24 protein-coding genes, 1 pseudogene and 1 riboswitch are annotated in these 25,045 nt (G+C 72.5%); of the genes and pseudogenes, 15 read left to right on the plus strand and 10 right to left on the minus strand.

The features are described 5' to 3' along the window. Positions 1–357: 357 nt before the first annotated feature. The 3 genes from DPM19_RS31285 to DPM19_RS31295 all read left to right on the plus strand — a co-directional run bounded on the left by DPM19_RS31285 (position 358) and on the right by DPM19_RS31295 (position 4,462). Positions 358–1,593 (plus strand): PucR family transcriptional regulator, encoded by a 1,236-nt coding sequence (locus DPM19_RS31285; RefSeq protein ID WP_111871692.1) that lies wholly within the window; start codon positions 358–360, stop codon positions 1,591–1,593. A gap of 99 nt (positions 1,594–1,692) precedes the next feature. Then, positions 1,693–2,892, plus strand: a complete 1,200-nt coding sequence (locus tag DPM19_RS31290; protein WP_111871693.1) for a PucR family transcriptional regulator — start codon at positions 1,693–1,695, stop codon at positions 2,890–2,892. A gap of 43 nt (positions 2,893–2,935) precedes the next feature. Then, the gene (locus DPM19_RS31295) at positions 2,936–4,462 is read left to right on the plus strand and encodes an SDR family oxidoreductase (RefSeq protein ID WP_111871694.1); all 1,527 of its coding nucleotides are present in this window, start codon (positions 2,936–2,938) and stop codon (positions 4,460–4,462) included. A 208-nt stretch (positions 4,463–4,670) separates the two neighbouring features. Here DPM19_RS31295 and DPM19_RS31300 read toward each other — a convergent pair whose 3' ends face one another. From DPM19_RS31300 to DPM19_RS31320, 5 genes are all read right to left on the minus strand, one after another. Further along, positions 4,671–5,795: a zinc-dependent alcohol dehydrogenase family protein gene (locus tag DPM19_RS31300; RefSeq protein WP_111871695.1), complete on the minus strand. Its 1,125-nt coding sequence runs from the start codon at positions 5,793–5,795 to the stop codon at positions 4,671–4,673. 55 nt (positions 5,796–5,850) lie between these two features. Beyond that, complete coding sequence (locus DPM19_RS31305; protein WP_199485380.1) at positions 5,851–6,267, minus strand: acyl-CoA thioesterase; 417 nt, start codon at positions 6,265–6,267, stop codon at positions 5,851–5,853. A gap of 128 nt (positions 6,268–6,395) precedes the next feature. Then, the gene (locus tag DPM19_RS31310; protein ID WP_111871696.1) at positions 6,396–7,136 is read right to left on the minus strand and encodes an ABC transporter permease; all 741 of its coding nucleotides are present in this window, start codon (positions 7,134–7,136) and stop codon (positions 6,396–6,398) included. Positions 7,137–7,168: 32 nt separating this feature from the next. Continuing rightward, positions 7,169–7,621, minus strand: a complete 453-nt coding sequence (locus DPM19_RS31315; RefSeq protein ID WP_111871697.1) for a phage holin family protein — start codon at positions 7,619–7,621, stop codon at positions 7,169–7,171. A 101-nt stretch (positions 7,622–7,722) separates the two neighbouring features. Further along, positions 7,723–8,070, minus strand: coding sequence for an ArsR/SmtB family transcription factor (locus DPM19_RS31320; RefSeq protein WP_111871698.1), 348 nt, complete (start codon positions 8,068–8,070; stop codon positions 7,723–7,725). A 70-nt stretch (positions 8,071–8,140) separates the two neighbouring features. Continuing rightward, positions 8,141–8,317: riboswitch (cobalamin riboswitch) on the plus strand. Between the two features lie 34 nt (positions 8,318–8,351). On the opposite strand from DPM19_RS31320, the gene DPM19_RS31325 reads away from it, so the two are divergent. The 4 genes from DPM19_RS31325 to DPM19_RS31340 are packed head-to-tail and all read left to right on the plus strand — an operon-like array spanning position 8,352 to position 10,914. Continuing rightward, positions 8,352–9,023 carry an energy-coupling factor ABC transporter permease gene (locus tag DPM19_RS31325; RefSeq protein ID WP_111871699.1) on the plus strand — a complete coding sequence of 224 codons (672 nt, stop codon included), beginning with the start codon at positions 8,352–8,354 and terminating at the stop codon, positions 9,021–9,023. Then, positions 9,020–9,343: an energy-coupling factor ABC transporter substrate-binding protein gene (locus DPM19_RS31330; protein WP_111871700.1), complete on the plus strand. Its 324-nt coding sequence runs from the start codon at positions 9,020–9,022 to the stop codon at positions 9,341–9,343. The genes DPM19_RS31325 and DPM19_RS31330 overlap by 4 nt, the downstream gene beginning before the upstream one ends. Before the next feature lie 3 nt (positions 9,344–9,346). Continuing rightward, entirely contained in the window at positions 9,347–10,087 is a 741-nt protein-coding gene (cbiQ, locus tag DPM19_RS31335) for a cobalt ECF transporter T component CbiQ (protein WP_111871701.1), read from the plus strand. Then, a complete protein-coding gene (locus DPM19_RS31340; RefSeq protein ID WP_111871702.1) occupies positions 10,084–10,914 on the plus strand; it encodes an energy-coupling factor ABC transporter ATP-binding protein in 831 nt (276 codons plus the stop codon). Before cbiQ ends, DPM19_RS31340 begins: the two co-directional genes overlap by 4 nt. Here the strand turns inward: DPM19_RS31340 and DPM19_RS31345 are convergent. Then, the gene (locus DPM19_RS31345; protein WP_199485381.1) at positions 10,907–11,830 is read right to left on the minus strand and encodes a sodium:calcium antiporter; all 924 of its coding nucleotides are present in this window, start codon (positions 11,828–11,830) and stop codon (positions 10,907–10,909) included. The two genes, DPM19_RS31340 and DPM19_RS31345, sit on opposite strands and share 8 nt — an antisense overlap. A gap of 429 nt (positions 11,831–12,259) precedes the next feature. Between DPM19_RS31345 and DPM19_RS31350 the strand changes: the two genes are divergently transcribed. The 3 genes and pseudogenes from DPM19_RS31350 to rho form a co-directional block, all read left to right on the plus strand. Beyond that, positions 12,260–12,802, plus strand: a complete 543-nt coding sequence (locus tag DPM19_RS31350; RefSeq protein WP_111871704.1) for a DM13 domain-containing protein — start codon at positions 12,260–12,262, stop codon at positions 12,800–12,802. A gap of 302 nt (positions 12,803–13,104) precedes the next feature. Beyond that, the gene (locus DPM19_RS31355; RefSeq protein ID WP_111871705.1) at positions 13,105–14,076 is read left to right on the plus strand and encodes a hypothetical protein; all 972 of its coding nucleotides are present in this window, start codon (positions 13,105–13,107) and stop codon (positions 14,074–14,076) included. Between the two features lie 297 nt (positions 14,077–14,373). Next, a pseudogene (gene rho / locus DPM19_RS31360) lies at positions 14,374–15,495 on the plus strand (transcription termination factor Rho); the annotation flags it as partial. Positions 15,496–15,755: 260 nt separating this feature from the next. Here the strand turns inward: rho and DPM19_RS31365 are convergent. Together DPM19_RS31365 and DPM19_RS31370 are read right to left on the minus strand one after the other, a co-directional pair. Further along, positions 15,756–17,099, minus strand: coding sequence for a serine/threonine-protein kinase (locus tag DPM19_RS31365; RefSeq protein WP_267900929.1), 1,344 nt, complete (start codon positions 17,097–17,099; stop codon positions 15,756–15,758). Between the two features lie 89 nt (positions 17,100–17,188). Continuing rightward, positions 17,189–18,766 carry an acyl-CoA synthetase gene (locus tag DPM19_RS31370; protein ID WP_111871708.1) on the minus strand — a complete coding sequence of 526 codons (1,578 nt, stop codon included), beginning with the start codon at positions 18,764–18,766 and terminating at the stop codon, positions 17,189–17,191. Between the two features lie 306 nt (positions 18,767–19,072). Between DPM19_RS31370 and sigE the strand changes: the two genes are divergently transcribed. The 3 genes from sigE (at position 19,073) to DPM19_RS31385 (ending at position 21,145) form a co-directional block, all read left to right on the plus strand. Next, a complete protein-coding gene (sigE, locus tag DPM19_RS31375) occupies positions 19,073–19,609 on the plus strand; it encodes an RNA polymerase sigma factor SigE (RefSeq protein WP_111871709.1) in 537 nt (178 codons plus the stop codon). A gap of 28 nt (positions 19,610–19,637) precedes the next feature. Beyond that, complete coding sequence (locus DPM19_RS31380; protein WP_111871710.1) at positions 19,638–20,495, plus strand: alpha/beta fold hydrolase; 858 nt, start codon at positions 19,638–19,640, stop codon at positions 20,493–20,495. A gap of 104 nt (positions 20,496–20,599) precedes the next feature. Beyond that, complete coding sequence (locus tag DPM19_RS31385) at positions 20,600–21,145, plus strand: YceI family protein (RefSeq protein ID WP_111871711.1); 546 nt, start codon at positions 20,600–20,602, stop codon at positions 21,143–21,145. 50 nt (positions 21,146–21,195) lie between these two features. On the opposite strand, the gene DPM19_RS31390 is transcribed toward DPM19_RS31385, so the two are convergent. After that, positions 21,196–22,521: a sensor histidine kinase gene (locus tag DPM19_RS31390; protein WP_111871712.1), complete on the minus strand. Its 1,326-nt coding sequence runs from the start codon at positions 22,519–22,521 to the stop codon at positions 21,196–21,198. A 168-nt stretch (positions 22,522–22,689) separates the two neighbouring features. Here DPM19_RS31390 and DPM19_RS31395 point away from each other — a divergent pair, with 168 nt between their 5' ends. Both DPM19_RS31395 and DPM19_RS31400 read left to right on the plus strand, forming a co-directional pair. Beyond that, a complete protein-coding gene (locus DPM19_RS31395) occupies positions 22,690–24,171 on the plus strand; it encodes a glutamate--cysteine ligase family protein (RefSeq protein WP_111871713.1) in 1,482 nt (493 codons plus the stop codon). A 49-nt stretch (positions 24,172–24,220) separates the two neighbouring features. Beyond that, positions 24,221–24,616 carry a helix-turn-helix domain-containing protein gene (locus DPM19_RS31400; RefSeq protein ID WP_199485382.1) on the plus strand — a complete coding sequence of 132 codons (396 nt, stop codon included), beginning with the start codon at positions 24,221–24,223 and terminating at the stop codon, positions 24,614–24,616. Between the two features lie 16 nt (positions 24,617–24,632). Here DPM19_RS31400 and DPM19_RS31405 read toward each other — a convergent pair whose 3' ends face one another. Then, a complete protein-coding gene (locus tag DPM19_RS31405; RefSeq protein WP_111871715.1) occupies positions 24,633–24,974 on the minus strand; it encodes a YciI family protein in 342 nt (113 codons plus the stop codon). Between the last annotated feature and the right edge of the window lie 71 nt (positions 24,975–25,045).

Genomic DNA, 25,045 nt, shown 5'->3' on the forward strand with positions numbered 1-25,045 from the left:
CCCATGGAGAAATGGCGCGTCCCCCGGACCCCGGGGATGTGGAAACGACCGTACGGCTCCCGCGTGAGCGGCGCTGCTGTCTTGAGTCGGCATTTCGGCCCTGTGCATCGCACACATGTGACAAAGACGTTCGGTGTGCCCGGCGACCGGCTTGGGGAACTGCACAGCGAAGCCGTTGCCGGCTGACAAAGGACGTACCCTCGGGCGCTCAGCAGACTGACAAAGACGCCCGAAAAGTCACGTCCAGCCGGCGGTTGTACCTTCGGGCGGCCGCATGTCGAATATCGACGCCCGCGCAGTCTCCCACCCGTCCCCGCTCCCGCCGGTACGGGAACGCAGCGCCCGGAGGAGGCCGACATGGCCGAGACGAAGTCCCTGCTCGACTCCGCAGAGCCCTGGGCGGAGGTCCCCGAAGAACTCGTCGTGGACCTCCTGCCGCACATGGACGCCGCCGCCGAGGAGATCGTGCGCGAGATCCAGCACCTGGTCCCCGAGTACGCCCGCCCGCTGGCCAGCGAGTACACCCGGCGGATGCGCGAGGACATCGGCCAGACCGTCGCCCACTTCGTCAACGCGCTCGGCGACGCGGACGCGTCATGGGAGCCGCTGGCCCGGCTGTACATGGAGGTCGGGGCGCGGGAGGCCAAGGAGGGCCGCAGCCTGGACGGGCTGCAGACCGCGATCCGGATGAGCGGCCAGGTCGCCTGCCGCCGGTTCATCAAGGACGCCCGCCGGCTGGAGTGGCCGCTGCAGACGCTCGGCCGGCTCACCGAGGCGCTGTTCGTCTTCATGGAGAAGATCGCCAGCGCCGCCGCGCAGGGCTACGCCGACGCGCAGGGGCAGATCGCCACCGAACGGGAGCGGTCCCGCTGGCGGCTGCGCGACCTGCTGGTCGCCGACCCGCCCGCCAGCCGCGAGGCGCTGGTCGACCTCGCCCGCTCGGCCGACTGGGACCCGCCACGCACCATCGGGGTGGTCGCGCTGCGCCCGCCCGCGGGGTACATCGTCCCGGTGCTGCCCCCGGTCATGCTCGCGGACTGGCACACCGCCCAGCCGTACGTGATCGTCCCCGACCCGGAGGGACCCGGCCGGGAACGGCTGATCGCCACACTGTCCCGGGACTGCCCCGCCGCGCTCGGCCCGGCCGTCCCGCTCACCCGGGGGGAACTGTCGCTGCGCTGGGCCCGGCACGCGCTCCGGCTCACCGAACGCGGCGTCCTGCCCGAACAGGGGATGGTCCGCTGCCTCGACCACCTGCCCACCCTGGTCACCTCGATGGCCGAGGACCTGCTGGGCCTCGCGGTCAGCAACCGGCTGAGCCCGCTCATGCAACTGCCCCCGCACCGCCGCGAACCGCTGGCCCGCACCCTGCTCACCTACATGGAGAGCCACGACAACGCGGTGGCGGCGGCCGACCGGCTGCTGGTCCACGAGCAGACGGTGCGGTACCGGGTGCGGCGGGTGGAGGACCTGCTGGGCGGAGATCTGTACGACCCGGAAATCCGGTTGGAGATGATGCTGCTGTTGCACGCCTGGTTGCGGTTCGAGGGCCGGGGGTCGGAAATCGGCCCGTCCCCGCAACCGCTTACGTAGGAAGGTGACAACACCGCCCACCGAGTTCTCCCGAGCCTTCGTGTCGCAGGTCATATCCGGCCCCTACTTTCGTGGCAGATCTCAGAGAACGAGGCCGAGATGGACACTGACACCACCCCGCCCTGGGCGATCGTGCCGAGCGAACTCGCGGACGCGTTCAGACCCCACGTCGATGATTTGACCACCGAAATGGTCGCCGAAATTCAACGTCGGGTCCCCGAATACGCCCGGGCCGACCCCGCCTACGGGCAGACGCTGCTCACGGCGGTGGACATCTGCCTGCGGCACTTCCTCGACCTCGTCGCCGACCCGCAGTCGCCCTGGCAGCCCGTGGAGGAGTTCTACGAGGCCATCGGCCGGGGCGAGGCGGGCGAGGGACGCAGCCTCGACGCGTGCCAGACCGCGCTCCGGGTGGGTGCCTGGACCGCCTGGCGCAAGCTGGCCGCGCACTGCGAGCGGGAGGACATCCCGCAGCGCACCATGGGCCTGCTCGCCGAGGGGTTCTTCGAGTACATCGACCGGATCGCCACCGCCACCGCGGCCGGCCACGCCCGCGCGATGATGGAGTCGGCCGACGAGATGGCCCGGCACCGGCGCCGCCTGCTGGACCTGATCCTCACCTCCTCGGGGATGTCGTTCCCCGCCGTCGAGGAACTGGCCCGGCTCGCCCGCTGGCGGCTGCCCCGGACCGCCGCCGTGGTCGTCTTCGACGAGCACGGCGGCCCGCACGCGACCCTGCCGCCCGAGGTGCTCACCGACTTCGCCCGGGACCTGCCGTGCGCGCTGATCCCCGACCCGGACGGGCCGGGCCGGCGCTCGGCGCTCGGCACCGTGCTCCGCGGACGCACCGCCGTGATCGGCCCGTCGATGCCCCTGGACGGCGCGGCCAAGTCGCTGGGCTGGGCGACCGAAACGATGGCCCTGGTCCGGCGGAGGATCATCCGCGCCGACGGGCTGATCCCGGCCATCGACCACGTCACCACGCTGATCACGTTCAAGGACGAGGACCTGGTGGCCGCGGTCTCCGAGCGCCGGCTGGCCCCGCTCCAGGAGGTGCGCCCCGCGCACCGCGAGCAACTGGCCCGGACCCTGCTGGCCTGCCTGCAGAACGGGTTCAACGCGACCGAGGCGGCCACCCGGCTGCACGTCCACCCGCAGACCGTCCGCTACCGGCTGCAGCAGTTGCAGCGCCTCTTCCGGGACCGCCTCGACGACCCGAACGCCCGGCTGGAGCTGGAGATCGTGCTGCACGCCTGGCTCGCGCGCCCGCGCGAATCCGACGCCAAGGCCACCACCTGACCGGCGGCCGACCGATCCGGCCCGCGCGGGGTAGGTGGCCGACATGGAGAAGCTGTGCCTGGTCACCGGAGCGAGCGGATACATCGGCGGGCGGCTGGTACCCGAGTTGCTGGCCGCCGGCCACCGGGTGCGATGCATGGTCCGGCGGGCGGGCGGCCTGCGCGACCAGCCATGGGCGGCGCGGGTCGAGGTCGTCGAGGCGGACGCGCTGGAGCCCGCGGCGGTGCGGCGGGCGCTGGCCGGCGTGGACGTCGCGTACTACCTGATCCACGCGATAGGGCGGGGGGCGGACTTCGCCGAGCGCGACCGCCGGGCGGCCCGCACGTTCGGCGCGGCGGCCCGCGACGCCGGGGTCGGGCGGCTGGTCTACCTGGGCGGGCTGCACTCGGCCGGGCGGCTGTCGCCGCACCTGCGCTCGCGGGCCGAGGTGGAGTCGATTCTGCTCGGCTCCGGGGTGCCGACCGCGGTGCTGCGGGCGGCGGTGATCATCGGTTCCGGCTCGGCCTCGTTCGAGATGCTGCGCTACCTCACCGAGCGGCTGCCCGTCATGGTCACCCCGCGGTGGGTGCACACCCGGATCCAGCCGATCGCCGTCCGCGACGTGCTCCGCTACCTGGTGGGCTGCGCCGGGCTGCCCGCGTCGGTGCACCGGACGTTCGACATCGGCGGGCCGGACGTGCTCACCTACGCCGACATGATGCAACGGTACGCGGCGGTGGCCGGGCTGCCCCGCCGGCTCGTCCTGCCCGTGCCGCCGCTCACCCCCTGGCTGTCGAGCCAGTGGGTGGGGCTGGTCACCCCCGTGCCCGCCGGGATCGCCCGGCCGCTGGTCGAGTCGCTGCGCACCGAGGTGATCTGCCAGGAGCACGACATCGCCGGGTACGTCCCCGACCCGCCCGGCGGGCTGATCGGCTTCGACCGGGCGGTCGCGCTGGCGCTGCGCCGGATCCGGGAGGCGGACGTGGCGACCCGCTGGTCGTCGGCCGCGACGCCCGGCGCGCCCAGCGACCCGCTGCCCACCGACCCCGGCTGGGCGGGCGGCACCCTGTACGTCGACGCCCGCGAGCAGGCCGTGCCCGTCCCCGCCGCAGCGGTCTGGTCGGTCATCGAGGGCATCGGCGACCGGAACGGGTGGTACTCGCTGCCGGTGGCGTGGCGGCTGCGCGGGCTGGCCGACCGGCTGGCCGGCGGGGTGGGGCTGCGCCGGGGGCGCCGCGACCCGGCCCGGCTGCGGGTCGGCGACGCCCTCGACTTCTGGCGGGTGGAGGAGATCGAGCCCGGCCGGCTGCTCCGGCTGCGCGCCGAGATGCGGCTGCCCGGCCTGGCCTGGCTGGAGATGTCCGTGCGGCCCCGGCCGGGTGGCTCGCTGTACACACAGCGGTCGATCTTCCATCCGCGCGGGCTGCTGGGCCAGCTCTACTGGTGGTCGCTCGTCCCGTTCCACCGGCTGATCTTCGGCCGGATGCCCGGCAACATCGCCCGCGCGGCGGTCGCCGAGCATGCCAAGGAACTCTTCGTCGGACCCCCGCAGCGGCCCCTCCGGGCCGCTCCGGGCAAGGTGAAGGAGTGACCGGAAAGTCCTTACACGCGTTGTGAAGAACCGTAGACATCTGGTCACTTCTCACAGGTCAGCGTGCCCGGTTATGGTCTGAATCTCGCCTCTTCGCGGCCGAAGAACGCCCCCGGAGGCCCGGAGCGCGAGGCTCCATGGGGAGTGGGCGGCCGGTGGGCGGGGGCCTCCTCAACCCCGGCCCGGTCCCGGCCGCCCGACCCCGCGCTCAGAGCATGATCACCTGGCGGACGGCCTCGCCGCCGTGCAGCCGGTCGAAGCCCTCGTTGACCTCGTCCAGGGTCAGCCGGTGCGACAGCAGCGCGTCCACGGGCAGGACGCCCGCGCGGTACATGTCGATGAACCGCGGTACGTCCCGGCGCGGCACGCACGAGCCGAGGTAGCTGCCGCGCAGCGTCTTCTCCTCCGCGACCAGGCCGAGCGCGGGGAAGGAGAGCTCGTCGCCAGGGTCGGGCAGCCCGACGGTGACGGCGGTCCCGCCCGGCCGGACGGCCTCGTACGCCTGCTTCAGCACCGGGACGACACCGGTCGTCTCGATCGCCTTCTCCGGCCCGCCGCCGGTCAGGTCACGGATCTCGGCCACCGCGTCCGGACCGCCCTTGACCACGTGCGTGGCGCCCAGCGAGCGGGCCAGTTCCAGCTTGCCCGGCACCACGTCCACCGCGACCAGGTTCGCCGCCCCGGCGGCCTTCGCCGCCAGCAGCGCCGCCAGCCCGACCCCGCCGAGCCCGAACACCGCCACGCTCTCCCCCGGCTCGACCTGGGCCCCGTACAGCGCCGCCCCGGCCCCGGTGAGCACCGCGCAGCCGAACAGCGCGGCGATCTCGGGCGGCAGGTCCGCGTCGACCTTGACCGCCGACCGGGCCGAGATCACCGCGTACTCGGCGAAGGCCGACACGCCCAGGTGGTGGTAGGGCCGGGTACCGTCGGCCGCCGAAAGCCGCATCCCGCCGCCGAGCAGGGTGCCCGCCCGGTTGGCCACGGCGCCGGGGGCGCACAGCGCGGGCCGTCCCCCCACGCAGCTCGGGCAGTGCCCGCAGGCCGGGACGAACGCCAGCGTCACGTGGTCACCGGGCTCGAACTCGCTGCCGCCGCCGGTCGCCACGACCTCCCCGGCCGCCTCGTGCCCCAGCGCCATGGGCAGCGGCCGGGGCCGGGAGCCGTTGATCACCGACAGGTCGGAGTGACAGAGCCCGGCGGCGCGGACCCGCACCAGCAGCTCCCCCGGCCCGGGGTCGTCCAGCCGCAGCGTGGCGACCTCCAGGGGACGGGAGTCCGCGTACGGCCCCGGGCGGCCCGACTCGACGAGGACGGCGGCACGGGTCTCGGTCATCTCGCATCCGGGGCGCGGGCCCCACCCTTTCGTTCGGTCATCCGATCGCCCCTGGTCAGGCGACCACGAGCCGCTCCATCGCCGCCCGCAGCCCGCCGCCGATCTCGGTGGGACGGCGGGTGTCACGGTCGACGAAGACGTGGACGAAGTGCCCCTCGGCGACGAGGGTCGCGCCGTCCGCCTTGAACAGGCCGAGCTCGTACCGGACGCTGGAGCGGCCCAGCTTCCCGATCCGCAGCCCGACCCGGATCACCTCGGGGAACGACACCGAGGCGGTGTAGGTGCAGTGCGACTCCACGCACAGCCCGATGGACCCGCCCGCGTGGATGTCCAGCCCGGCCTCCTCGATCAGCCAGGTGTTGATGACGGTGTCCATCAGGGAGTAGTGCACCGCGTTGTTGACGTGTCCGTAGACGTCGTTGTCCTTCCACCGGGTCGGCACGCTCACCCAGTGCATGTAGTCGGCGCCCACGCTGACGGCCCTCCTGGCTCGGCAGAATCACGACACCGGTCACTAAACCACGCGTCCGGGACGCCACCCACCTCGCCCTCGGGAGCTGTGCCGCGGTCCATCCGCCCGCCCCTGCGGCTGTGCGCGTGCTACGCGCGGCGGCGGGTGCCCAGGGCGCCCCGCGCGGCCAGTTCGATGGTCGCCAGGACGGCGACGGCCTCGACGGCGAGCAACGCGATCAGGATGAGCAGCTGGGTGGCGCCGGCCTGGACCGGGTCGGCGCCGCCGAGCAGCACGCCGACGAAGGCGCCCGGCAGCGTGACCAGCCCGACGGTGCGGGTCTGGTCCAGCGCGGGGATCAGCGCGAGCGCGGCGGCCGGGCGGCAGACCTCCAGCGCGGCGTCCCGGGGCAGCAGTCCGAGTGCGAGCGCCGCCTCGTACTCCCCGTGCCGGTCGGCCAGTTCCTCCAGCGCCCGGCGGCCGGCCAGCGCGGTCGCGGTCATCGCGCCGCCGATCAGGATGCCGGCGATCGGCAGCACCGCGATGGGACGCAGCGGCACCAGCCCGGTGGCCAGCACGAGCAGCAGCACCGGGGCCACGCCGCCCACGATCGACGCCCCCACCCACCAGGCCCGGGGTTCGGCGACCCGCCCGGCCGCGGTGACGGTCGCCACCACCGCCATGCCGGCGATGAACAGGGCCGTCCAGCCGGCGCTGCGCACCACGACGGCGATCAGCAGGGAGACGGCGGCGAGTTGCACCGTCGCCCGCCCGGCCGCCACCAGCACCTGGCGGCCCAGTTCGAGCGACCCGAGCCGGACGAGCAGCGCGGCCACGGCGGCCAGCCCGAGCAGCACCAGCCCGAGCGTCGGGCCCACGGTCGTGTTCATGCGCCCGACCCTGCCAGGTCAGGCGGGACGGTTCAGTGCGTCATCGGGTGCCGGGCCCAGCGGGCGTCGTCCCGGAGGGTCTCGATGGTCCGGTCGGGCCGCGGCGAGACCCGGCGCATCCGGCTGCGGCCGAGCGCGTACAGCACCGCCCCGATGACCGCCCAGACGGCGGTGACGATCAGCGCCGCCCAGGCGGCGTTCATCACGTTGGCCAGTGCGAAGACCGCGGTGAGGCTGAGCAGCAGCAGCACCATGTACCCGGCGAACCCGGCGCCGCCGTAGAACCCGGCGGCCTTGCCCGCCTTGCGCATCTCGTTCTTGGTCTCGGTCTTGGCCAGTTCGACCTCTTGCCGGAACAGTTTCTGCAGATCCGTCGTCATCTCGCCGAGCAGTTCGCCGACCGAGCGCTCCGACTTCGCCACCGAGCCGTTGCCGGCCTTTGCCGCCACGGTGCTTCCGGTCCGTCCGTTACGCAGACTGGTCATGACCTGCCCCTTCCCACCCGCGGGGCGGCGGGTGCCTTGCGTCGATGCCCTAGCCCGCTTCGGGTACCCGATCCGGGCGGATGCATTCGGCGCGCCGGGGTTCAGCCGATCCGGCGCAGCAGGGCGGAGACCTCCGGGTCGCTCATCGCGTACCGCACCACCCGGCCGTCCCGGCGGCCCTCGACCACGCCCGCGGTGCGCAGCACGCGCAGCGCCTGGGAGACGGCGGTGTCGGAGATCCCGGTGGCGATCGCGAGGTCCGTCACGGCGATGGGGCCGGCCGCCTCGATGGCCAGCAGCAGGGTGAGCCGGCCGGGGTCGGCGAGCAGGTCGAAGCGCCGGGCCCAGGCCGCCGTCCGGGCGGGGTCGCCGATGCCCGCGGCGGCGCGGCACGCCTGGTGGTCGTCGATGGTGCTTCGCTGAGCGCGTTCCCGCGGAATCAGATGCACGATGCCATCCTGCCAGAAACGTTCCAACACCTGATTACCTGCGCACTCTTGCAGATATCAGACAGCTGTCCTACGCTGACGAAGCCGTGGTGAACGGGAATTCCGGTGCGAAACCGGAGCGGCCCTCGCCACTGTGATCGGGATCTTCTCGTTCATCCCCGCAGGGGAAGCCACTGGGCCCAGGTCTGGGAAGGCGAGCGAGAGGGCAACCGTCAGCCAGGAGACCGGCCACGGCGCTGTGAACCGTCCACGAGGTGCTGGAAAGGTCCGGGTGCCCGCCCGTGCATATCGCCGAAGGCTTTCTCCCTCCCCTGCATGCCGCGGTGTGGACCGCCGCGGCGGCTCCGTTCGTCGTCCACGGCGTCGTCATGCTGACCCGCCAGGTCAAGAACGACCCCGAGTCCAAGCTGCTGCTGGGCGCTTCCGGCGCCTTCTGTTTCGCGCTGTCCGCACTGAAGATCCCCTCCGTCACCGGAAGCTGCTCGCACCCGACCGGCACCGGGCTCGGCGCCATCCTCTTCAAACCACCGATCATGACCGTGCTGGCCACGATCACCCTGGTTTTCCAGGCCCTGCTGCTGGCGCACGGCGGGTTCACCACCCTCGGCGCCAACGCCTTCTCCATGGCGATCGCCGGCCCCTGGGCGGGGTACATGGTGTACCGGCTGTCGCGGGGGGCCGGGCTGCTGCCCGCCGTGTTCCTGGGGGCGTTCGTCGCCGACCTGGTCACCTACTGCGTCACCTCGCTCCAGCTCGCGCTGGCCTTCCCCGACCCGGAGGGTGGCTTCGCCGGGGCGCTGGCCAAGTTCGGCGGCATCTTCGCGGTGACCCAGATCCCGCTGGCGATCAGCGAGGGGCTGCTGACCGTGCTGGTCGTCCGGCTGCTGCGCACCTCGGCCGCGGCGGAACTGATCCGGCTCGGCGTCACGGACAAGAAGAAGGTGGCGGCATGAAGCGCGGCACGATGATCAATCTGCTGCTCGTGCTGGCCGTGGCGGCCCTGGCCGTCATCCCGCTGGCGATCGGCGCGGGCGACGGCAAGGAGGAGCCGTTCGCCGGGGCGGACGCCCAGGCCGAGCCGGCGATCCTCGAACACGACCCCGACTACGAGCCGTGGTTCAGCCCGCTGTACGAGCCGCCGTCCGGCGAGATCGAGTCGGGCCTGTTCGCCCTCCAGGCCGGGATCGGCATGGGCGTCCTGGGCTACTGCCTCGGCGCCGTCCGCACCCGCCGCAAGCTCGCCCGGGCGGAGAGCGGGCCGGACGCCGGCTGAGCCGTGCTCGCGATCGACGCCGCGGCGTACCGCAGCCCCTGGCGGCGGCACCACCCCGCCGCCAAGGGGCTGCTCGCCGGGGGCCTGCTGGCCTGCGCGCTCGCCCTGCCGCCCTGGCCCGGCGCCCCCGTCACGTTCGCGGTCGCGCTCGCGGTGGCGCTGGGCTGGGCCCGGGTGCCGCCGCGCACGCTGGCGCGGGCCGCCCGGGCGCCGCTGGGCTTCGTGCTGACCGGCTCGCTGGCGTTCCTGGTCACGGTCGGCCCCGGCGGGATCGGCTGGGCCCCGGACGGCGGCCACCGCGCCGCCGAGGTCGTGGCCCGCTGCGCGGCGGCCCTGCTGTGCCAGTTGCTGTTCGCGAGCACCACCCCGCTGGCGGACGCGCTGCCCCGGCTGACCCGGATCGGCGTGCCGGCCGCGGTGGTGGAGGTGGCGGCGCTGATCTACCGGCTGCTGTTCCTGGTGCTCGACGCCGCCCGGCAGATCCGGGCCGCCCAGGCCGGGCGGCTCGGCACCCTGACGTTCCGCGCCACCTGGCGGTCGCTGGGCGGGCTCGGTTCGGCGATCTTCATCCGCTCGTTCGACCGGGCCCGGCGGCTGGAGGTGGGCCTGGCCGGGCGGGGCTACACCGGCGACCTCACCGTCGCGGTCCGGGAGATCCCGCTGGCCACCCGTTTCCTCGCCCTCGCCCCGATCCCCGCGCTGCTGGCCCTCGCGGCCACCCTCACCCTGGACGGCCTGCGATGACCCCGGCCCCCGCAGTGCTGAGCGCGCATGAGGTGGCGTACGCCTACGAGGGCGGCGAGCCCGTGTTCACCGGGCTGTCGCTGGAGGTCCGGACCGGCCGGGCGCTGGCACTGCTCGGCCCCAACGGGGTCGGCAAGACCACCCTGCTGCGCGTCCTCAGCGGCGGGTTGCGGCCGTCCGGCGGCGAGATCCGGCTGGACGGGACGCCCGTCTCCTACTCGCGGCGCGGGCTGGCCGCGCTGCGCACCCGGGTGCAGCTCGTCCTGCAGGACCCCGACGACCAGCTGTTCTCCGCCGACGTCGCGCAGGACGTCTCGTTCGGCCCGCTGAACCTGGGGCTGCCGGCCGCCGAGGTGCGGTCCCGGGTGCGGGACGCGCTGGCCGCCATGGAGATCACCGAGCTGGCCGACCGCCCCACCCACCTGCTCTCCTTCGGCCAGCGCAAGCGGGCCGCCATCGCCGGGGCGCTGGCACTGCGCCCGGCCGTGCTGATCCTCGACGAGCCGACCGCCGGGCTCGACCCGGGCGGGGTGGAGGCCCTGCTCGGCACGCTGGACCGGCTACAGGCGGGCGGCACCACGATCGTCGCGGCCACCCACGACGTGGACCTGGCCTACCGGTGGGCCCAGGACGCGGCCGTGCTCGCCGGCGGCGGGCTGCGCACCGGGCCGGCCGGCGACCTGCTCACCGACGAGGCGCTGCTGGCCGCCGCCCGGCTGCGTCCCGCCTGGGGCCCGGCGGTCGGCGGGCTGCTGCGCGCGCACGGCATCCTGCCGCCCGGCACACCCGACCCCCGGACCCCGGCGGACCTGCGCACCCTCAGCTGAGCACCGGCAGCAACACCAGGTAGAGCGCGACCAGCAGCCCGGCCTCGGGACGGGTCAGCCCGCCGCCCCGGGCCAGCAGGCCCCAGGCCACCGGCGTGACGGCCGCCATGGCGAGCACCATGAGCACCGGGACGCGGACGCCGGTGGAGAACGCGCCCAGCACCGCCCCGCCGGCGAGGCTGTTGAACGCGTCGCTGCCCAGCAGGTTGCCGATCAGCAGGTCGGTCTCCGCCCGGCGGGCGGCGTGCAGCGAGGTCACCAGCTCGGGCAGGGTGGTGCCCAGCGCGACCAGGGTGAAGCCGATGAACGCCTGCGGGACGCCCGCCAGGGTCGCCAGGTCGGTCGCGCCCGTCACCAGCAGCCCGGCGCCGAGGAGGAGCCCGGCCAGGCCGGCGGCGGCCCTGGCCGACTCGCGGGCCAGGGAGTGCGCGGAGCCGTCGGCCAGCACCGTGCTCGTCTCCACCGCGATCGGGTCGTCCGGAGCAGACCGCGCGGTCCGGACCAGCGCCGCCACCAGCAGCACCAACCCGACGGCGCACACCGCGCCGCCGAGCGGGTCGGGGCCGCGCAGCAGGACGACGGCGAACAGCGCCACGGCGGCGACCGCGAACGGGGCCTCCCGGCGCAGCACCGCCGACCGCACGGCGAGCGGCCCCGCCAGCCCGCAGACGCCGAGCACCAGCGTCAGGTTGATCATGTTGGCACCGGCCAGCCCGGCCGCCGCCAGCCCGCCCTCGCCCCGGATCGCGGCGGTCGCGGTGACCAGCAACTCGGGCGTGCTGGTGCCGAAACCGAGCACGACGACGCCCACCACGACCGGAGCGATGCCCAGCCGCTCGGCGAGCCGGCCGGAGCCGAGCACGAGCTGGTCGGCCGCCATGACGAGAATGGACGCACCGAGCAGGAAAAAGAGCATGGCGAATAGCATTAACAAGCCTCCACAAATGCGCATGCAATGGAATATCAGGCAGCGGAGTTCACCGGATCAACGGCATGACCGTGATCCGGCGCGATGGTGGAGAACGCCGGTCGAGAAGGCCGTCAGCTGCACGAAGGCGGGCGCCCGAGGGCGGGCGTGGCACGTGGTGAGAATCGCGGGGAAGGGCGTGGCCCGCCGCATGGCAGGAACATCGGCACCACATCTCCCTGGTCGAGGGACGACTCTCCCCGTCGCCGACCAGGCTTCCCGGCACACCTGTAAGTAGTTTACCTTGCCTTTAACTTAAAAGAAAGAGTTTATTTCACGGGGGTGTGACCAATCGAACGTTAGCGATCGGTAAGACCTTTCGCGCCCGGCCGCGGCGGCACCTGTGGTGGGCTTGGCGAAAGACGCCGGGAGGTCACCATGATCGGATTCCTGCGGCGGCCCTGGGCCGTGGCACTGCTGGCCGTGTTCGCGGTCGCCCTGGCCGCGGGGCTGTACCTGTTCCAGCCATGGCGGCTGTTCACCGACCGGACGGTGGCCGAAGCCGCACCGGAGGCGGTGGTCCCGACCTCGGCCGGGCAGGCGCCGCCGCCGGCGAGCGGCACGCCCGCCGCGCCGCGGACCCTGTCGAGCGGCCGGTTCATCTCGCACGAGCACGGCACGTCCGGCACCGCAAAGGTGATCATGTTGCCCGACGGCCGGCGCGTCCTGCGGATCGAGAACCTCGACACCTCCGACGGCCCCGATCTGCGGGTGTGGCTCTCGGACCAGCCGGTCAAGCCCGGGGTGGCGGGCTGGGGGGTGTTCGACGACGGCGAATACCTGGAACTGGGCAAACTCAAGGGCAACAAGGGCGACCAGAACTACGCCATCCCGGCGGACACGGACCTCGCCGAGCTCACCAGCGTGTCCATCTGGTGCAAGCGGTTCCGCGTCTCCTTCGGCGCGGCGGCCCTCCGCTGAACGGGGTGTAGCCAGGCACGCCCCCTACCGGGACATATTGGTCAAATTCCACCACTGAGTTTGTTGCGGATGGAATATTTTTCCTTGACCGGTCGGAGGGTAAACACCCCAGAACGCCCCCGAAAGACCCCTCATCTGTTTTACCGCGTTTTCCCGGGAAAGATTCGACACGGTTACCACGAACACCTCGCGGGTCTATGTCAAACGTGTTGTGATTGGCCTATCTTCCTAGTGACAAGCCCGGAGGAAGTCTTGACGCCCTTCCCCAACTGAAGGCGGGGTCTTCAGCCCGAGGAGTCCGGATGACCGTGATCTTGATCATCCTGTGCCTGGTGATCACGGGACGTGAGCTCTACCTGGTGTACGACCGCAAGCGCCCCGATCCCGCCGTCGCCGAGCTCCGGGCCCGGCTCGCCGAGCTCGACCCGGACGCGCTGGGCGAGCGCGTCCAGCGGCTGGAGGCCGCGCAGACCCGGCACGAGGAGGCGCTGGAGGCCGCCGACAAGCGGATCGGCTCCCTGGTCTCCCAGATCAACGACCGGATGCTGCCCGAGGTCAACCGGCAGCTCGACCTGCACCGCGAGGACGCCGAGCAGGCACGGCGCGACCTCGACCGCACCCGGCACGACACCGCCGCCCGGCTGGCCCGGCTGGAGCAGTCGCGCACCGACCTGACCGACTCGTTCGACGCGCTGCGCGAGACCGTCGCCCGGCTGCGCGGGCGGATGCTCGGCCAGCTGGACGAGGCGGTCGGCCTGGCCTTGGGCGCCGGTCCCGTCGACATCGTCCGGGGGACGCTGCACGGCGACGCCCGGGAACCGCTCGAATCGCTGGGGCAGGCGTTCGAGGAGTGGGCCGAGGAGTTCGGGCTGCGCCGCGAGCTGCGGGCCTGGTCGACCGGCAAGGGCCCCTGGCAGGCCCGTTACTACCTGTCCGGGCGCAGCCCGCGCGAGCTGGAGCGCGACTTCCTCGACCTGCTGCACACGCTGCGCAGCGGCGCGGCGGCCGACCTGCCGGCCGGTGCCGCGGCCACGAAGTCGCTGATCCTCGCGCTGAACCGGCTGGAGTCGGGTGTGGTGCAGTGCTGCCCGCTGGTCTTCGCCCGCACCCCGGACGCGCTGCTGTGCGGGGTGTTGCCGCTGGCCGAGCTGGGCCGGCCCGAGACGGGGAAGCTGCTGACCGACCCGGCCGCCGCCGCGGCCCGGCTGCAGGACCTGCCCGACACCCGCTGCCACGACCTGTCGGCGTGGCCGCGGCAGGTGACCGCCGCCTGAGCGCCCGCGCCTGCGCTGGGCGAGTGCCTAGCAAAATCCCCGCACCGGGGGGAATGCGCCGGTCGGTCACCGTGCTGTACTGTCATGGGGGCACCGGTAGATCCCGTTCCGCGGTGAAGTGCCGTCCCAGCAGGCCATCTGAGTGCCTGATTTCCCAGATCTCCGTTGAGGAGTCTTCTCTTCCGCCACGCGCATCCGGTTCGAGCAAGTCACCGAACCTGCGCTGGCCGTCCCCTATCGGTCTTCAGAAGGGACCACATGACCATCACAGAGCTCGACCCGTCGGCGCCGACCGTCCCCCGGCAACGCTCCGACGATCTCGTGCGCGCCTTCACCGGCATCCTGTCCGTGCAGGACAAACACGCATTCGTCCGGACCTCTGGCTACCTGCCGGGTCCCGACGACGTCTACGTCTCCCTCGCCCAGATCAAGGCCGGCCGGCTGCGGCCCGGTGACGCCGTGAGCGGCACCGCCCGCGCCCCGCGCTCTGGCCGCGAGAAGTTCAGCGCCCTCGTCCACATCGAGACCGTCAACGGCGCCGCCCCGGGCACCGAGCGGCCCGAGTTCGCGAAGCTGACCCCGCTGTTCCCCGACGAGCGGCTGCGGCTCGACACCGGCGCCCCGGCCACCCGGGTGATCGACCTGGTGGCGCCGATCGGCAAGGGCCAGCGCGGCCTGATCGTGTCGCCGCCCAAGGTCGGCAAGACCATGGTGCTCCAGGCCCTGGCAGGCGCGATCACCACCAACGACCCCGACTGCCACCTGATGGTGCTCCTCATCGACGAGCGGCCGGAAGAGGTCACCGACATGCGCCGCTCGATCAACGGCGAGGTGATCCACTCGACCTTCGACCGGCCCTCCGAGGAGCACATCGGCCTGGCCGAGCTCGCCATCGAGCGGGCCAAGCGACTGGTCGAGCTGGGCCACGACGTGGTCATCCTGCTCGACTCGATCACCCGGCTGGGCCGCGCCTACAACCTGGCCGCCCCGGCCAGCAGCCGGATCCTGGCCGGCGGCGTGGCGACCACCGCGCTGTACCCGCCCAAGAAGTTCTTCGGCGCCGCCCGCAACATCGAGGACGGCGGCTCCCTCACCATCCTCGCCACCGCGCTGGTCGAGACCGGTTCGCGGATGGACGACGTGTTCTTTGAGGAGTTCAAGGGCACCGGCAACATGGAGCTGAAGCTCGACCGGGGCCTGGCCGACAAACGCGTCTTCCCGGCCGTCGACGTCATCGCCTCCGGCACCCGCCGTGAAGAGCTGCTGATGTCGCCGCAGGAACTGGAGCTGCACTGGCGGCTGCGCCGGCTGCTTCAGTCGCTCACCCCGCAGCAGGGCATCGAGTTGCTGCTGGAGAAGGTCCGCAAGAGCTCGTCCAACGCGGAGATCCTGCTCCAGATCCAGCGCACGACCCCCTAGGGGCGCCCGCAGGTTCACCGCGTCTCGACTGCGCCGCAGACGTCCAGGCAGCGCACGACCCCCTAGGGGCACCCGCAGGTTCCACCGCGTCATCGACTGCGCCGCAGACGTCCAGGCAGCGCACGACCCCCTGGGGCGCCTGCAGGGGCAACTCGCCGAGGTCGCCGACCTGCTGCACGAAGCGCATGACCCTCCAGGGGCACGTGCAGGAGCGCACCACCGCGGCTGCCGGGCCGGCTCGATGCCGCCGATCGCCTCCGCTAGGAGCGCGCCGCCGGCCGGAACGTCGCCCGGACCCGGTCGAAGTGGCGCTGACCGGGGGTCCACCGGTCCACCGGGGCCGTGAAGAACAGGTCGTGGCCGCCGACCCTGCTGTGCAGCCCGCGCATGTCCCGCCAGGTGAACTCCCATTCCGCCGTTCCCGGGCCGAGTTCCGGGGTGGCCTCCAGCCGCAGCCGCCGGTAGCCGGAGTAGCGGCCGTCCGCCAGCGCCTGGTGTTCGGCGGCGAGCAGGCCGGCCACGGCGTCGCCCGCGGCCGGGGCGATCACCAGCCGCCCGCCGGAGCCGGGCAGGGACCACTCGACGCCGTGCTCCCGCTCCGTCCGCCGCCAGTCCGCGGGCACCCGCACCCGGTAGCTTCCCGGCCGGGTGTACGAGGTGGTCGCGCTGCCGGCCTCCACCAGGGAGACCGGGCCCGGTGCGGCCGGGTACCAGCGCACCGCCCAGCCGGCGAGCGCTCCCAGCACGACGATCACCAGCAGTAAGCCGGCCACCGTGGCCGGGTACCACCGCCGGCCGCGCTGCGCCTCCTGCCGGGCGTCCAGCATCCGGTCGAGCAGTTCGGCGACCTGGATGGTGGTCAGCCGGTCGGCCGGATCCGGCCGTAGCAGTCCCTCGATGACCGGGCCCAGCTCGGCTGCGTGCCCGGGCGGTTCGTACTCGCCGATCAGTACCGCGACCATCGAGGCCAGCGCGCCCTTGCGGGCGTAGGGCGACCGGCCCTCCACGGCGGCGTACAGCAGCGTCCCCAGGGACCACAGGTCCGACGCCTCGGTGCCGGACTCGCCGCGTGCCTGCTCGGGCGACACGTACGCGGGCGAGCCCTCGAAGCCGGTCCGCTCGCCGGTGCGCACCGCCAGCCCGTAGTCGGACAGGACGACCCGGCCGTCGTCGGTGAGCAGCACGTTGCCGGGCTTGACGTCGCGGTGCAGGAAGCCCGCCGCGTGCAGGGCGTCGAGCACGGAGAGCACGGCACGGCCGATCCGCGCCGCGGGCACCGGCGGCAGCGGGCCCGCGGTGTCGAGTACCTGCTGGAGCGAGCGGGCCCGCAGCAGTTCCATCACGATCCAGGGGCGGCCGTCCGCCACGAGCACGTCATGCACGGTGGCCACGCCGGGATGCCGCAGCGCCGCCGCGGCTCGCGCCTCGCGGACCAGCCGGTGGCAGAGCGCGCTCCGCTCGGCGCCGGTCAGCCGATCGGGCAGTTCGACCTCTTTGACCGCCACCTCCCGATTCAGGATCTCGTCACGGGCATGCCAGACGGTCCCCATCCCCCCACGACCGGCGACGGAGATCAGGCGATACCGATCTGCCAGGAGAATCACGCGTACTCCCCCATGAGGGGAGTATGCGCATGAAAGCTGTCAAGACACGCAAGGTGCAGCGAAGATCATCCGTTGCCCGCGTTCCGGGATCAGACGAACACCGCGCGAGCCCAGGCGTAGTCGGACTTCCCGACGGCCGTCCGCCGCACCTCGTCCACCAGGTGGATCTGCCGGGGGAGCTTGTAGCCGGCCAGCCGGCCCCGCAGATGCCCGGAGATCTCCTCCAGGGTGGGCCGCGCGCCCGGGCGGGGTGCGATCACCGCGGCCACCCGCTGGCCGAAGCGCTCGTCGGGCAGGCCGACCACGATCGCGTCGTAGACGTCGGGGTGGTCCTTGAGCGCCACCTCGACCTCCTCGGGGTAGACCTTCTCTCCCCCGGTGTTGATCATCAGTGAGCCCCGGCCGAGCAGCACGATCGTGCCGTCGGGCTCCAGGCTCGCGAAGTCGCCGGGCACCGACCAGCGGGTGCCCTCGGCGTCGGTGAAGAAGGTCGAGGCGGTCTTCTGCGGGTCGTTGTAGTAGCCCAGCGGGATGTGGCCGCTGCGGGCCAGCCGGCCGATCTCGCCCGGCTTGACGGGCCGCAGGTCGTCGTCGAGGACGGTGATGCCCGGCTTCATCATGAACCGGGCGGTGCCCGCCTTGCCGCCCACGGACGGGCCACAGGCGCCGGTCTCCGAAGCACCGTAGTTGTCCAGGAACAGCACGTTCGGCAGGTGGGCCTGCAACTCGGCCCTGGCTCCCTCGGTGAGGGGCGCTCCGCCGGAGGCGACCGCGAACAGCGACGAGGTGTCGTGGCCGCCCCTGGCCAGTTCCGCGGCCAGCGGCCGGGCCATCACGTCGCCGACCACCATGATCACGTTGGCCTGTTCCTCGGCCAGCAGCGCGAGCGCCCGGGCCGGGTCGAAGGCGTGCTCGGTGGAGAGCACCACCTTGGCACCGCTGAGCAGCCCCATGAAGGCCACCCACTGGCCCGCGCCGTGCATGACCGGCGCACAGTCGAGCACCGCCATGCCCGGCTGCGCGGCGTTGGCGGCCAGTTCCTCCGGGCTGGTGACCGGGTCGCCGAGCACGTTGCCGCCGCCCAGCGCGCCGAAGAAGATGTCCTCGCAGCGCCACTCGACGCCCTTGGGGTAGCCGGTGGTGCCGCCGGTGTACATGATGTAGCGGTCGTCGTCGGAGCGCGGCGGGAAGTCGTCCGACGCCGCCGCGGCGGCCAGCGCCTCCTCGTAGGGCACCGCGTCCGGGATCTCGTCGGCCGACCCGTCCTCCAGGACGACGACGTGCCGCAGCTTCGGCAGTTCGGCGCGGATCTCCGCGACCCGGGCCAGCAGCGAGCGCTCGCCGATCAGCGCCACGGAGTCGGAGTCGGTCAGCACGTGGCGCAGCTCGCCGGCGACGTACCGGTAGTTGACCGGGATCGGCACGGCGCGGATCTTGAAGATCCCGAGCATGCTCTCCAGCCATTCGGCCCGGTTCCAGGACAGGATCGCCACGTGTTCGCCCGCCCGGACGCCGGCGCCGGCCAGGTGGTGGCCCACCCGGCTCGCCCGCTCGTTCAGCTCCCGGTAGGTCAGCCGGCGGTCGCCCGCCACCAGCGCGGGCCGGTCGGGGGCCGCGGCGGCGAGGATCTCCAGCAGGTCGGCGAGGTTGTAACTGCGCTGCGTCATGGGGTTCCTCTGGGTGGGGGCGGAGACCGAGGTAACCCCGATCATCATCCGCGTCCGGCGCGCGTTCAACGCCTATTAACAACAAGTCCAATGAACTCGGTCACATCTGAAAGCGTCTCCTACCATGGGGTTCTCGGTTCGGAACACCTCCCGGGGTGAGCATTCACGGTGCGGATCACGCGCACCGTGACGTAAGGCACGGCGCCCGCCGGGGAGCGCCGCTCTTACGTCGCTCTTATCCGGGTACAGGCATGCTGGCAGTAACGATTTTGTATCAGGGCGGGGGTAGAGGTGAGCGCAGGCGTGATGGCGTGGACGCCGCCCACGTGGGAGGAGATCGTCCACGAGCACTCGACCCGGGTGTTCCGGCTGGCCTACCGGCTGACCGGCAACCGGCACGATGCCGAAGACCTCACTCAGGACGTCTTCGTGCGGGTCTTCCGCTCTCTGTCGTCGTATTCTCCGGGCACCTTCGAGGGCTGGCTGCACCGGATCACCACCAACCTCTTCCTCGACAAGGCCCGGCGCAAGCAGCGCATCCGCTTCGACCCGCTCGCCGACGACGCGGCCGAACGGCTGCGTGGCCGGGAGCCCAGCCCGGCGCAGACCATCGACGAGCGCGGCTTCGACGCCGACATCCAGGCGGCGCTGGACGCGCTGGCGCCCGAGTACCGCGCCGCCGTCGTGCTCTGCGACATCGAGGGGCTGACGTACGAGGAGATCGCGGCGACCCTGGGGGTCAAGCTCGGCACGGTGCGCAGCCGGATCCACCGCGGCCGGGCCCAGCTTCGCGAGGCGCTGGAGCACCGCCGCCCGGTCGTGACGAGCAGCACATGTGACTGACGGGTAACATCGGCGTACCCTCGACCGCGTGGACATCGCCTTCGAGCGCCGTGGGGACGGCCCCCCGCTGGTGCTGCTGCATGGAATCGGCCACCGCTGGCAGGCCTGGGAACCCGTGATGGGCAGGCTGTCCGCGGAACGTGAGGTCATCGCGGTGGACCTGCCGGGTTTCGGCGCGTCACCGCCGCTGCCCCCCGGAGCCCGATACGACCTCGACACCATCATGGACGTGCTGGCGGAGTTCTTCGGAAAGCTCGGGCTGGACCGGCCGCACATCGCGGGCAACTCGCTGGGCGGGCTGTTCGCCCTGGAGGCCGCCGACCGGAACCTGGTCGGCTCGGCCACCGCGCTGTCGCCCGCCGGGTTCTTCACCGCCCCCGAACTGCTGTACGCGTCGTCGGTGCTGCGCTTCTCCCGGCTCGCGGCCCGGGTACCGGACGGCGTGCTCGCCCGGCTGGCGAGCACGCCCAGGCGGCGCAAGGCCGTGTTCGGCATGATCTACGGCCACCCGGACCGGCTCAGCATCGAGACGCTGGCCGAGGACGCCCGGGTGCTGCGCGAGTGCGTCGGCTTCGAGCCCACCCTGCGGACGGGCCGGCGCGTCCGGTTCCGGGGCGCCTGCGCGGACGTGCCGGTGACGATCGCCTGGGGTACCCGGGACCGGCTGCTGCTGCCGATCCAGGCGCTGCGCGCGCAGCAGCGGCTGCCCGGAGCCCGGTTCGTCTGGCTGGCCGACTGCGGGCACGTGCCGATGGGCGACGATCCCGACCTGGTGGCGAAGGTGTTGTTGGAGGGCAGTGCCACGGCCCGGGTCGCGCCGGCCGCCGAGCCGGCCGTGGGCGAGCCGCCGCAGCCGGTCGAGCCGGTGGAGCGCCCGCTGGGCTGAACCGGATCCGGCGGGAACAGATCCGGGAGCGCCTTGGTTGACCGCCATTGAAAGTTCAACTAACCTCACCCAGGTAGTTGAAGATTCAATCAAAGGAGCTTGAGATGACCACCCTTGCCGACCTCGGCCTCACCGCCGGCACCTGGACCATCGACGCCACGCACTCGTCGGTCGACTTCACCGTCCGCCACCTGATGACCAAGATCCGGGGCCAGTTCACCGAGTTCTCCGGCACCGTCGAGATCGCCGAGGACCTCGCCTCGTCCACCGCCACCGTGGAGATCTCCGCCGGCTCGATCGACACCCGCTCGGCCGACCGCGACGGCCACCTCCGCTCCGGCGACTTCCTGGAGATCGAGAAGTACCCGGTGCTGAAGTTCGCGGCCACCGGTGTCCGCGAGGACGGCGACGACTACCTGATCGACGGCGAGCTGACCATCAAGGACGTCACCCGTCCGGTCACCCTGAAGACCGAGTTCAACGGCGTCGACACCGACCCCTACAACGCCACCAAGGCCGGTTTCAGCGCCACCACCTCGATCGACCGCCGGGACTTCGGCCTGACCTACAACATCCCCGTCCAGGGCGACAAGCTCCTGATCGGCGACAAGATCTCGATCAGCCTGGAGGTCCAGGCCGTCCGCGCCTGACCCCGCTCCGCGAGGCCCCGCCCGGGATCCGTCCCGGCCGGGGCCTCGGGTCATTCCGCCGGCAGGCGGAGAACGAAGCGGGCACCGCGGGGGGCGTCCGCGATGTGCAGCGAACCGCCGTGCGCGACGGCGATGTCGCGGGCGATGGCCAGCCCCAGGCCGGTTCCGCCGGAATCCCGGCTGCGCGCGCTGTCGAGCCGGGTGAACCGCTCGAACACCCGCTCCCGGTCGGCCTCGGGGATGCCCGCCCCGTCGTCGGCCACCGTGAGCACCGCGTGGCCGCCGTCGCGCCGCAGCCGGACGTCGATCGCGGACTCGGCGTGCCGCTCGGCGTTGTCGAGCAGGTTGGTCAACAGCCGGACGAGCTGCGTCGGCACGCCGCGCACCACCAGCCCGGCGGCCAGCTCCCAGTCCATCCGGCGCACGGCGCGCCGGGCCCGCTCCGCCGCCACCAGCTCGGTCAGCGCGACCGGCTCGTACACCGCTGTTCCGGTGCCCAGCCGGGCCAGCAACAGCAGGTCGGTGATGATCGCCTCCAGCCGGTCGGTGTCGCGCAGCGCCGCCCGGACGGTGGCCACCAGGTCGGTGTCGTCGGGGTGCATCAGGGCGTCCTCGAGGTTGACCCGCAACCCGGCGATGGGCGTGCGCAGCTCGTGCGAGGCGTCCGCGGCGAACTGCCGCTGCCGCGTCACCGCCCGCTCCAGCCGTTCGAGGGTCGCGTTGCTGGTCCGGGCGAGCCGGGCGATCTCGTCCTCGCCCGGCGGTTCGGGCACCCGCCGGCTCAGGTCGCTGCCACTGATCTCGGCGAGCTGGGCCTCGATCTCGCCGATCGGACGGAGCGTGCGGCCCACCCGGTACCAGGTGAACACGGTGATCGGGACGGCGAGCAGCACCACCCCCAGCAGGAGCAGCAGTTCCAGCAGCCCCGGGACCATCAGCACGGGCAGTTCGGCCGCGGCGTAGACGGTGGGCGCGTCGTGGGCGGTGGTGGTGCGGATCGCCTCGATCACCAGGCAGCGGTCGGGGCCGCCGCAGTCGATCCGGTCCTGGACCCGCACGGCCGCCGGGGGGCGCAGGGTGCTGACCGGTGCCCGTCCCGCCGCCGCGGCGGTGGCCTTGACGACCCGCCCGTCGGGGGTGACCACCTGGATCAGGGCGACCCGCCCGTCGGCCCGGATGCGGGCGGGCAGCGTGCCGTCGCGCTCGGCCTGGCTGGCGCGGCGGGCCGCGTTCTGCACCTCGGCCAGCAGGTCGCTGCTGACCGCGCTGCGGATCAGCGGGTCGAACGCCACCGCCAGCAGGCTCAGCACCGTCGCCGAGATCAGCGCCGCGAGCATGGTGTCGCGCGCCCGGATCGATCGCGGTCGTAGTCGCATCTCACCCCCTGGTGCAGCTTGTCCCGACGCAGCCTGACGGGATACGGAATTTTAGAAAGATTGACGTTTTGACCTCCCGTGACCACACCCCTACTTCTCCTGGGTTTGGTCAGCGCATGGGTGGGAGAACCCTTTTGTAGGCATTCGTCCTAGTGGGAGGTCCTCCGCATGGGCAGAGACGTGACCTCGTTCTCCATCAGCGGCGAGGACCGTCGCCTCTACCGCGACAAGGTGCACCGCAACCTGCACGTCCTGGCGCGGATGCTGCGCGAGGCGCAGTTCGAGTTCGACCGCCCGCACATCGGCCTGGAGATCGAGCTCAACCTGGTGGACGCGGACGGCCTACCGCTGATGCGCAACGCGGACGTGCTCAAGGCCATCGCCGACCCGGCCTGGGACACCGAGCTGGGCCAGTTCAACCTGGAGATCAACGTCCCGCCCCGGCAGCTCGGCGGCGGGAGCACGGGCGAGCTGGAACGCGAGATCCGGGCGAGCCTCGACCAGGCGGACGCCCGGGCCCAGGAGGTGGGCGGCGGGCTGATGATCGTCGGCATCCTGCCGACGCTGCGCGAGTCCGACATCGACGAGCACGCCCTGTCGTCCAACGACCGCTACCGGCTGCTCAACGACCAGATCTTCGCGGCCCGCGGCGAGGACATGCGGATCGAGATCGACGGCCCGGAGCGGCTGGCGATGCACGCCGACTGCATCCTCCCCGAAGCCGCCTGCACCAGCGTGCAGTTCCACCTCCAGGTGAGCCCGGACGGTTTCGCGCCGCACTGGAACGCCGCCCAGGCGATCAGCGGGCCGCAGGTGGCACTGGCCGCCAACTCGCCCTTCCTGTTCGGGCGCCGGCTCTGGCAGGAGACCCGGATCACCCTGTTCGAGCAGGCCACCGACACCCGACCCGAGGAGCTCAAGTCGCAGGGCGTCCGCCCCCGGGTGTGGTTCGGGGAACGCTGGATCACCTCGGTCTTCGACCTGTTCGAGGAGAACATCCGCTACTTCCCGGCGCTGCTCCCGCTGTGCGACGAGGAGGACCCGGTCGCCGTCCTGGAGCAGGGCGAGATCCCGCAGCTCAGCGAGCTCACCCTGCACAACGGGACCGTCTACCGGTGGAACCGGCCGATCTACGCGGTGGTCAACGGCCGCCCGCACCTGCGGGTGGAGAACCGGGTGCTGCCCGCCGGGCCGACGGTGGCCGACATCGTCGCCAACGGGGCCTTCTACTACGGCCTGGTCCGGATGCTGGCGGAGCAGGAACGCCCGGTGTGGACGCGGATGTCCTTCGCCGCCGCCGGCGACAACCTGCACCGCGCCGCCAGGGACGGGCTGGAGGCCGAGCTCTACTGGCCCGGCCTGGGCACCGTCCCGGTGAGCGAGCTGGTGCTGCGCAAGCTGCTGCCGCTGGCCCACGAGGGCCTGGACCGCTGGGGCATCGACGCCGCCAGGCGCGACCGCCTGCTCGGCGTCATCGAGCAACGTGCGCTCACCGGCCGCAACGGCGCCACCTGGCAGGCCGAGACGGTGCGCTCCATCGAGGAGTCCTACGGCGTCGACCGGTTCGAGGCGCTGCGCCTGATGACCCGCCGCTACATCGAGCTGATGCACACCAACGAGCCGGTGCACACCTGGCCCGTCGGTATCTGACTTCGCCCGCTTGGCGTATCATTTACGTTACGCCAAGAGGGTGAGGGCCGTGACGAGCGCGTTCTGGGACGATCTGGCCGCCGATCTGGACGATCCGCGGTTCCTGCGGGAGTACGTGCGCGAATCCGTCCGGGTGTCCACGGTCGACGCGCTGGTGAACGCCCTGGACGCGGCGCGGGCCGCGCAGGGCCTGTCGAAGGCCGACCTGGCCCGGGCGGTCGGCGCCGAGCCCGCCGCGGTGCGCCGGCTGCTGGCCCCCGGCAACACCGGTCCCAACCCGACGGTGGGCACGCTGGTGGAGCTCGCCGCCGCGCTGGGCCTCACCGTGCGCCTCGAACCGCTCCCCGAGGACGTCCGGGCGACGGTCGCCGAAGCCCTCCGCACCGGCCGGGCCGATCCCGCCGCCCTGGCCCGGCTCGGCGACCGCCCCGATCCTGCCGGCTGACCCGCCGGCCCGTCCGTCAGCTGGCGGGGTCGTAGTGGAACGCGCGCACCTCCTGCGCGCACCGGCAGGCGGCCGCGATCTTCGCGGCCCACTCCAGCGCCGCCTCGCGGGAGGGCACCTCCAGCACCGCGTAGCCGCCCTCGAGCTGCTTCGTCTGCGGGTACGTGCCCTCGGTCACCGTCCCGTCCCCCGCCACCATGACGGGCGGGACGCTCTCGTCGATGCCGCCGCCGAACACCCAGACCCCGGCGGCCTTCGCCTCCTCCACCACCGCGTGCGACGCATCCGAAGCCGCCTGCAGATCCTCCTCGGAAAGGAGGAGGGCACCGCTCGGGAACGAGATCAGGTACTTCGCCATTACGTCGGCTCCTTCTTCGTACTGCAGGGATCGGGTTCTCGTACTGCAGGGATCGGGCTTGGTACTGCAGG

It is taken from the genome of Actinomadura craniellae, assembly GCF_003289645.1.
GTDB lineage: Bacteria > Actinomycetota > Actinomycetes > Streptosporangiales > Streptosporangiaceae > Actinomadura_D > Actinomadura_D craniellae.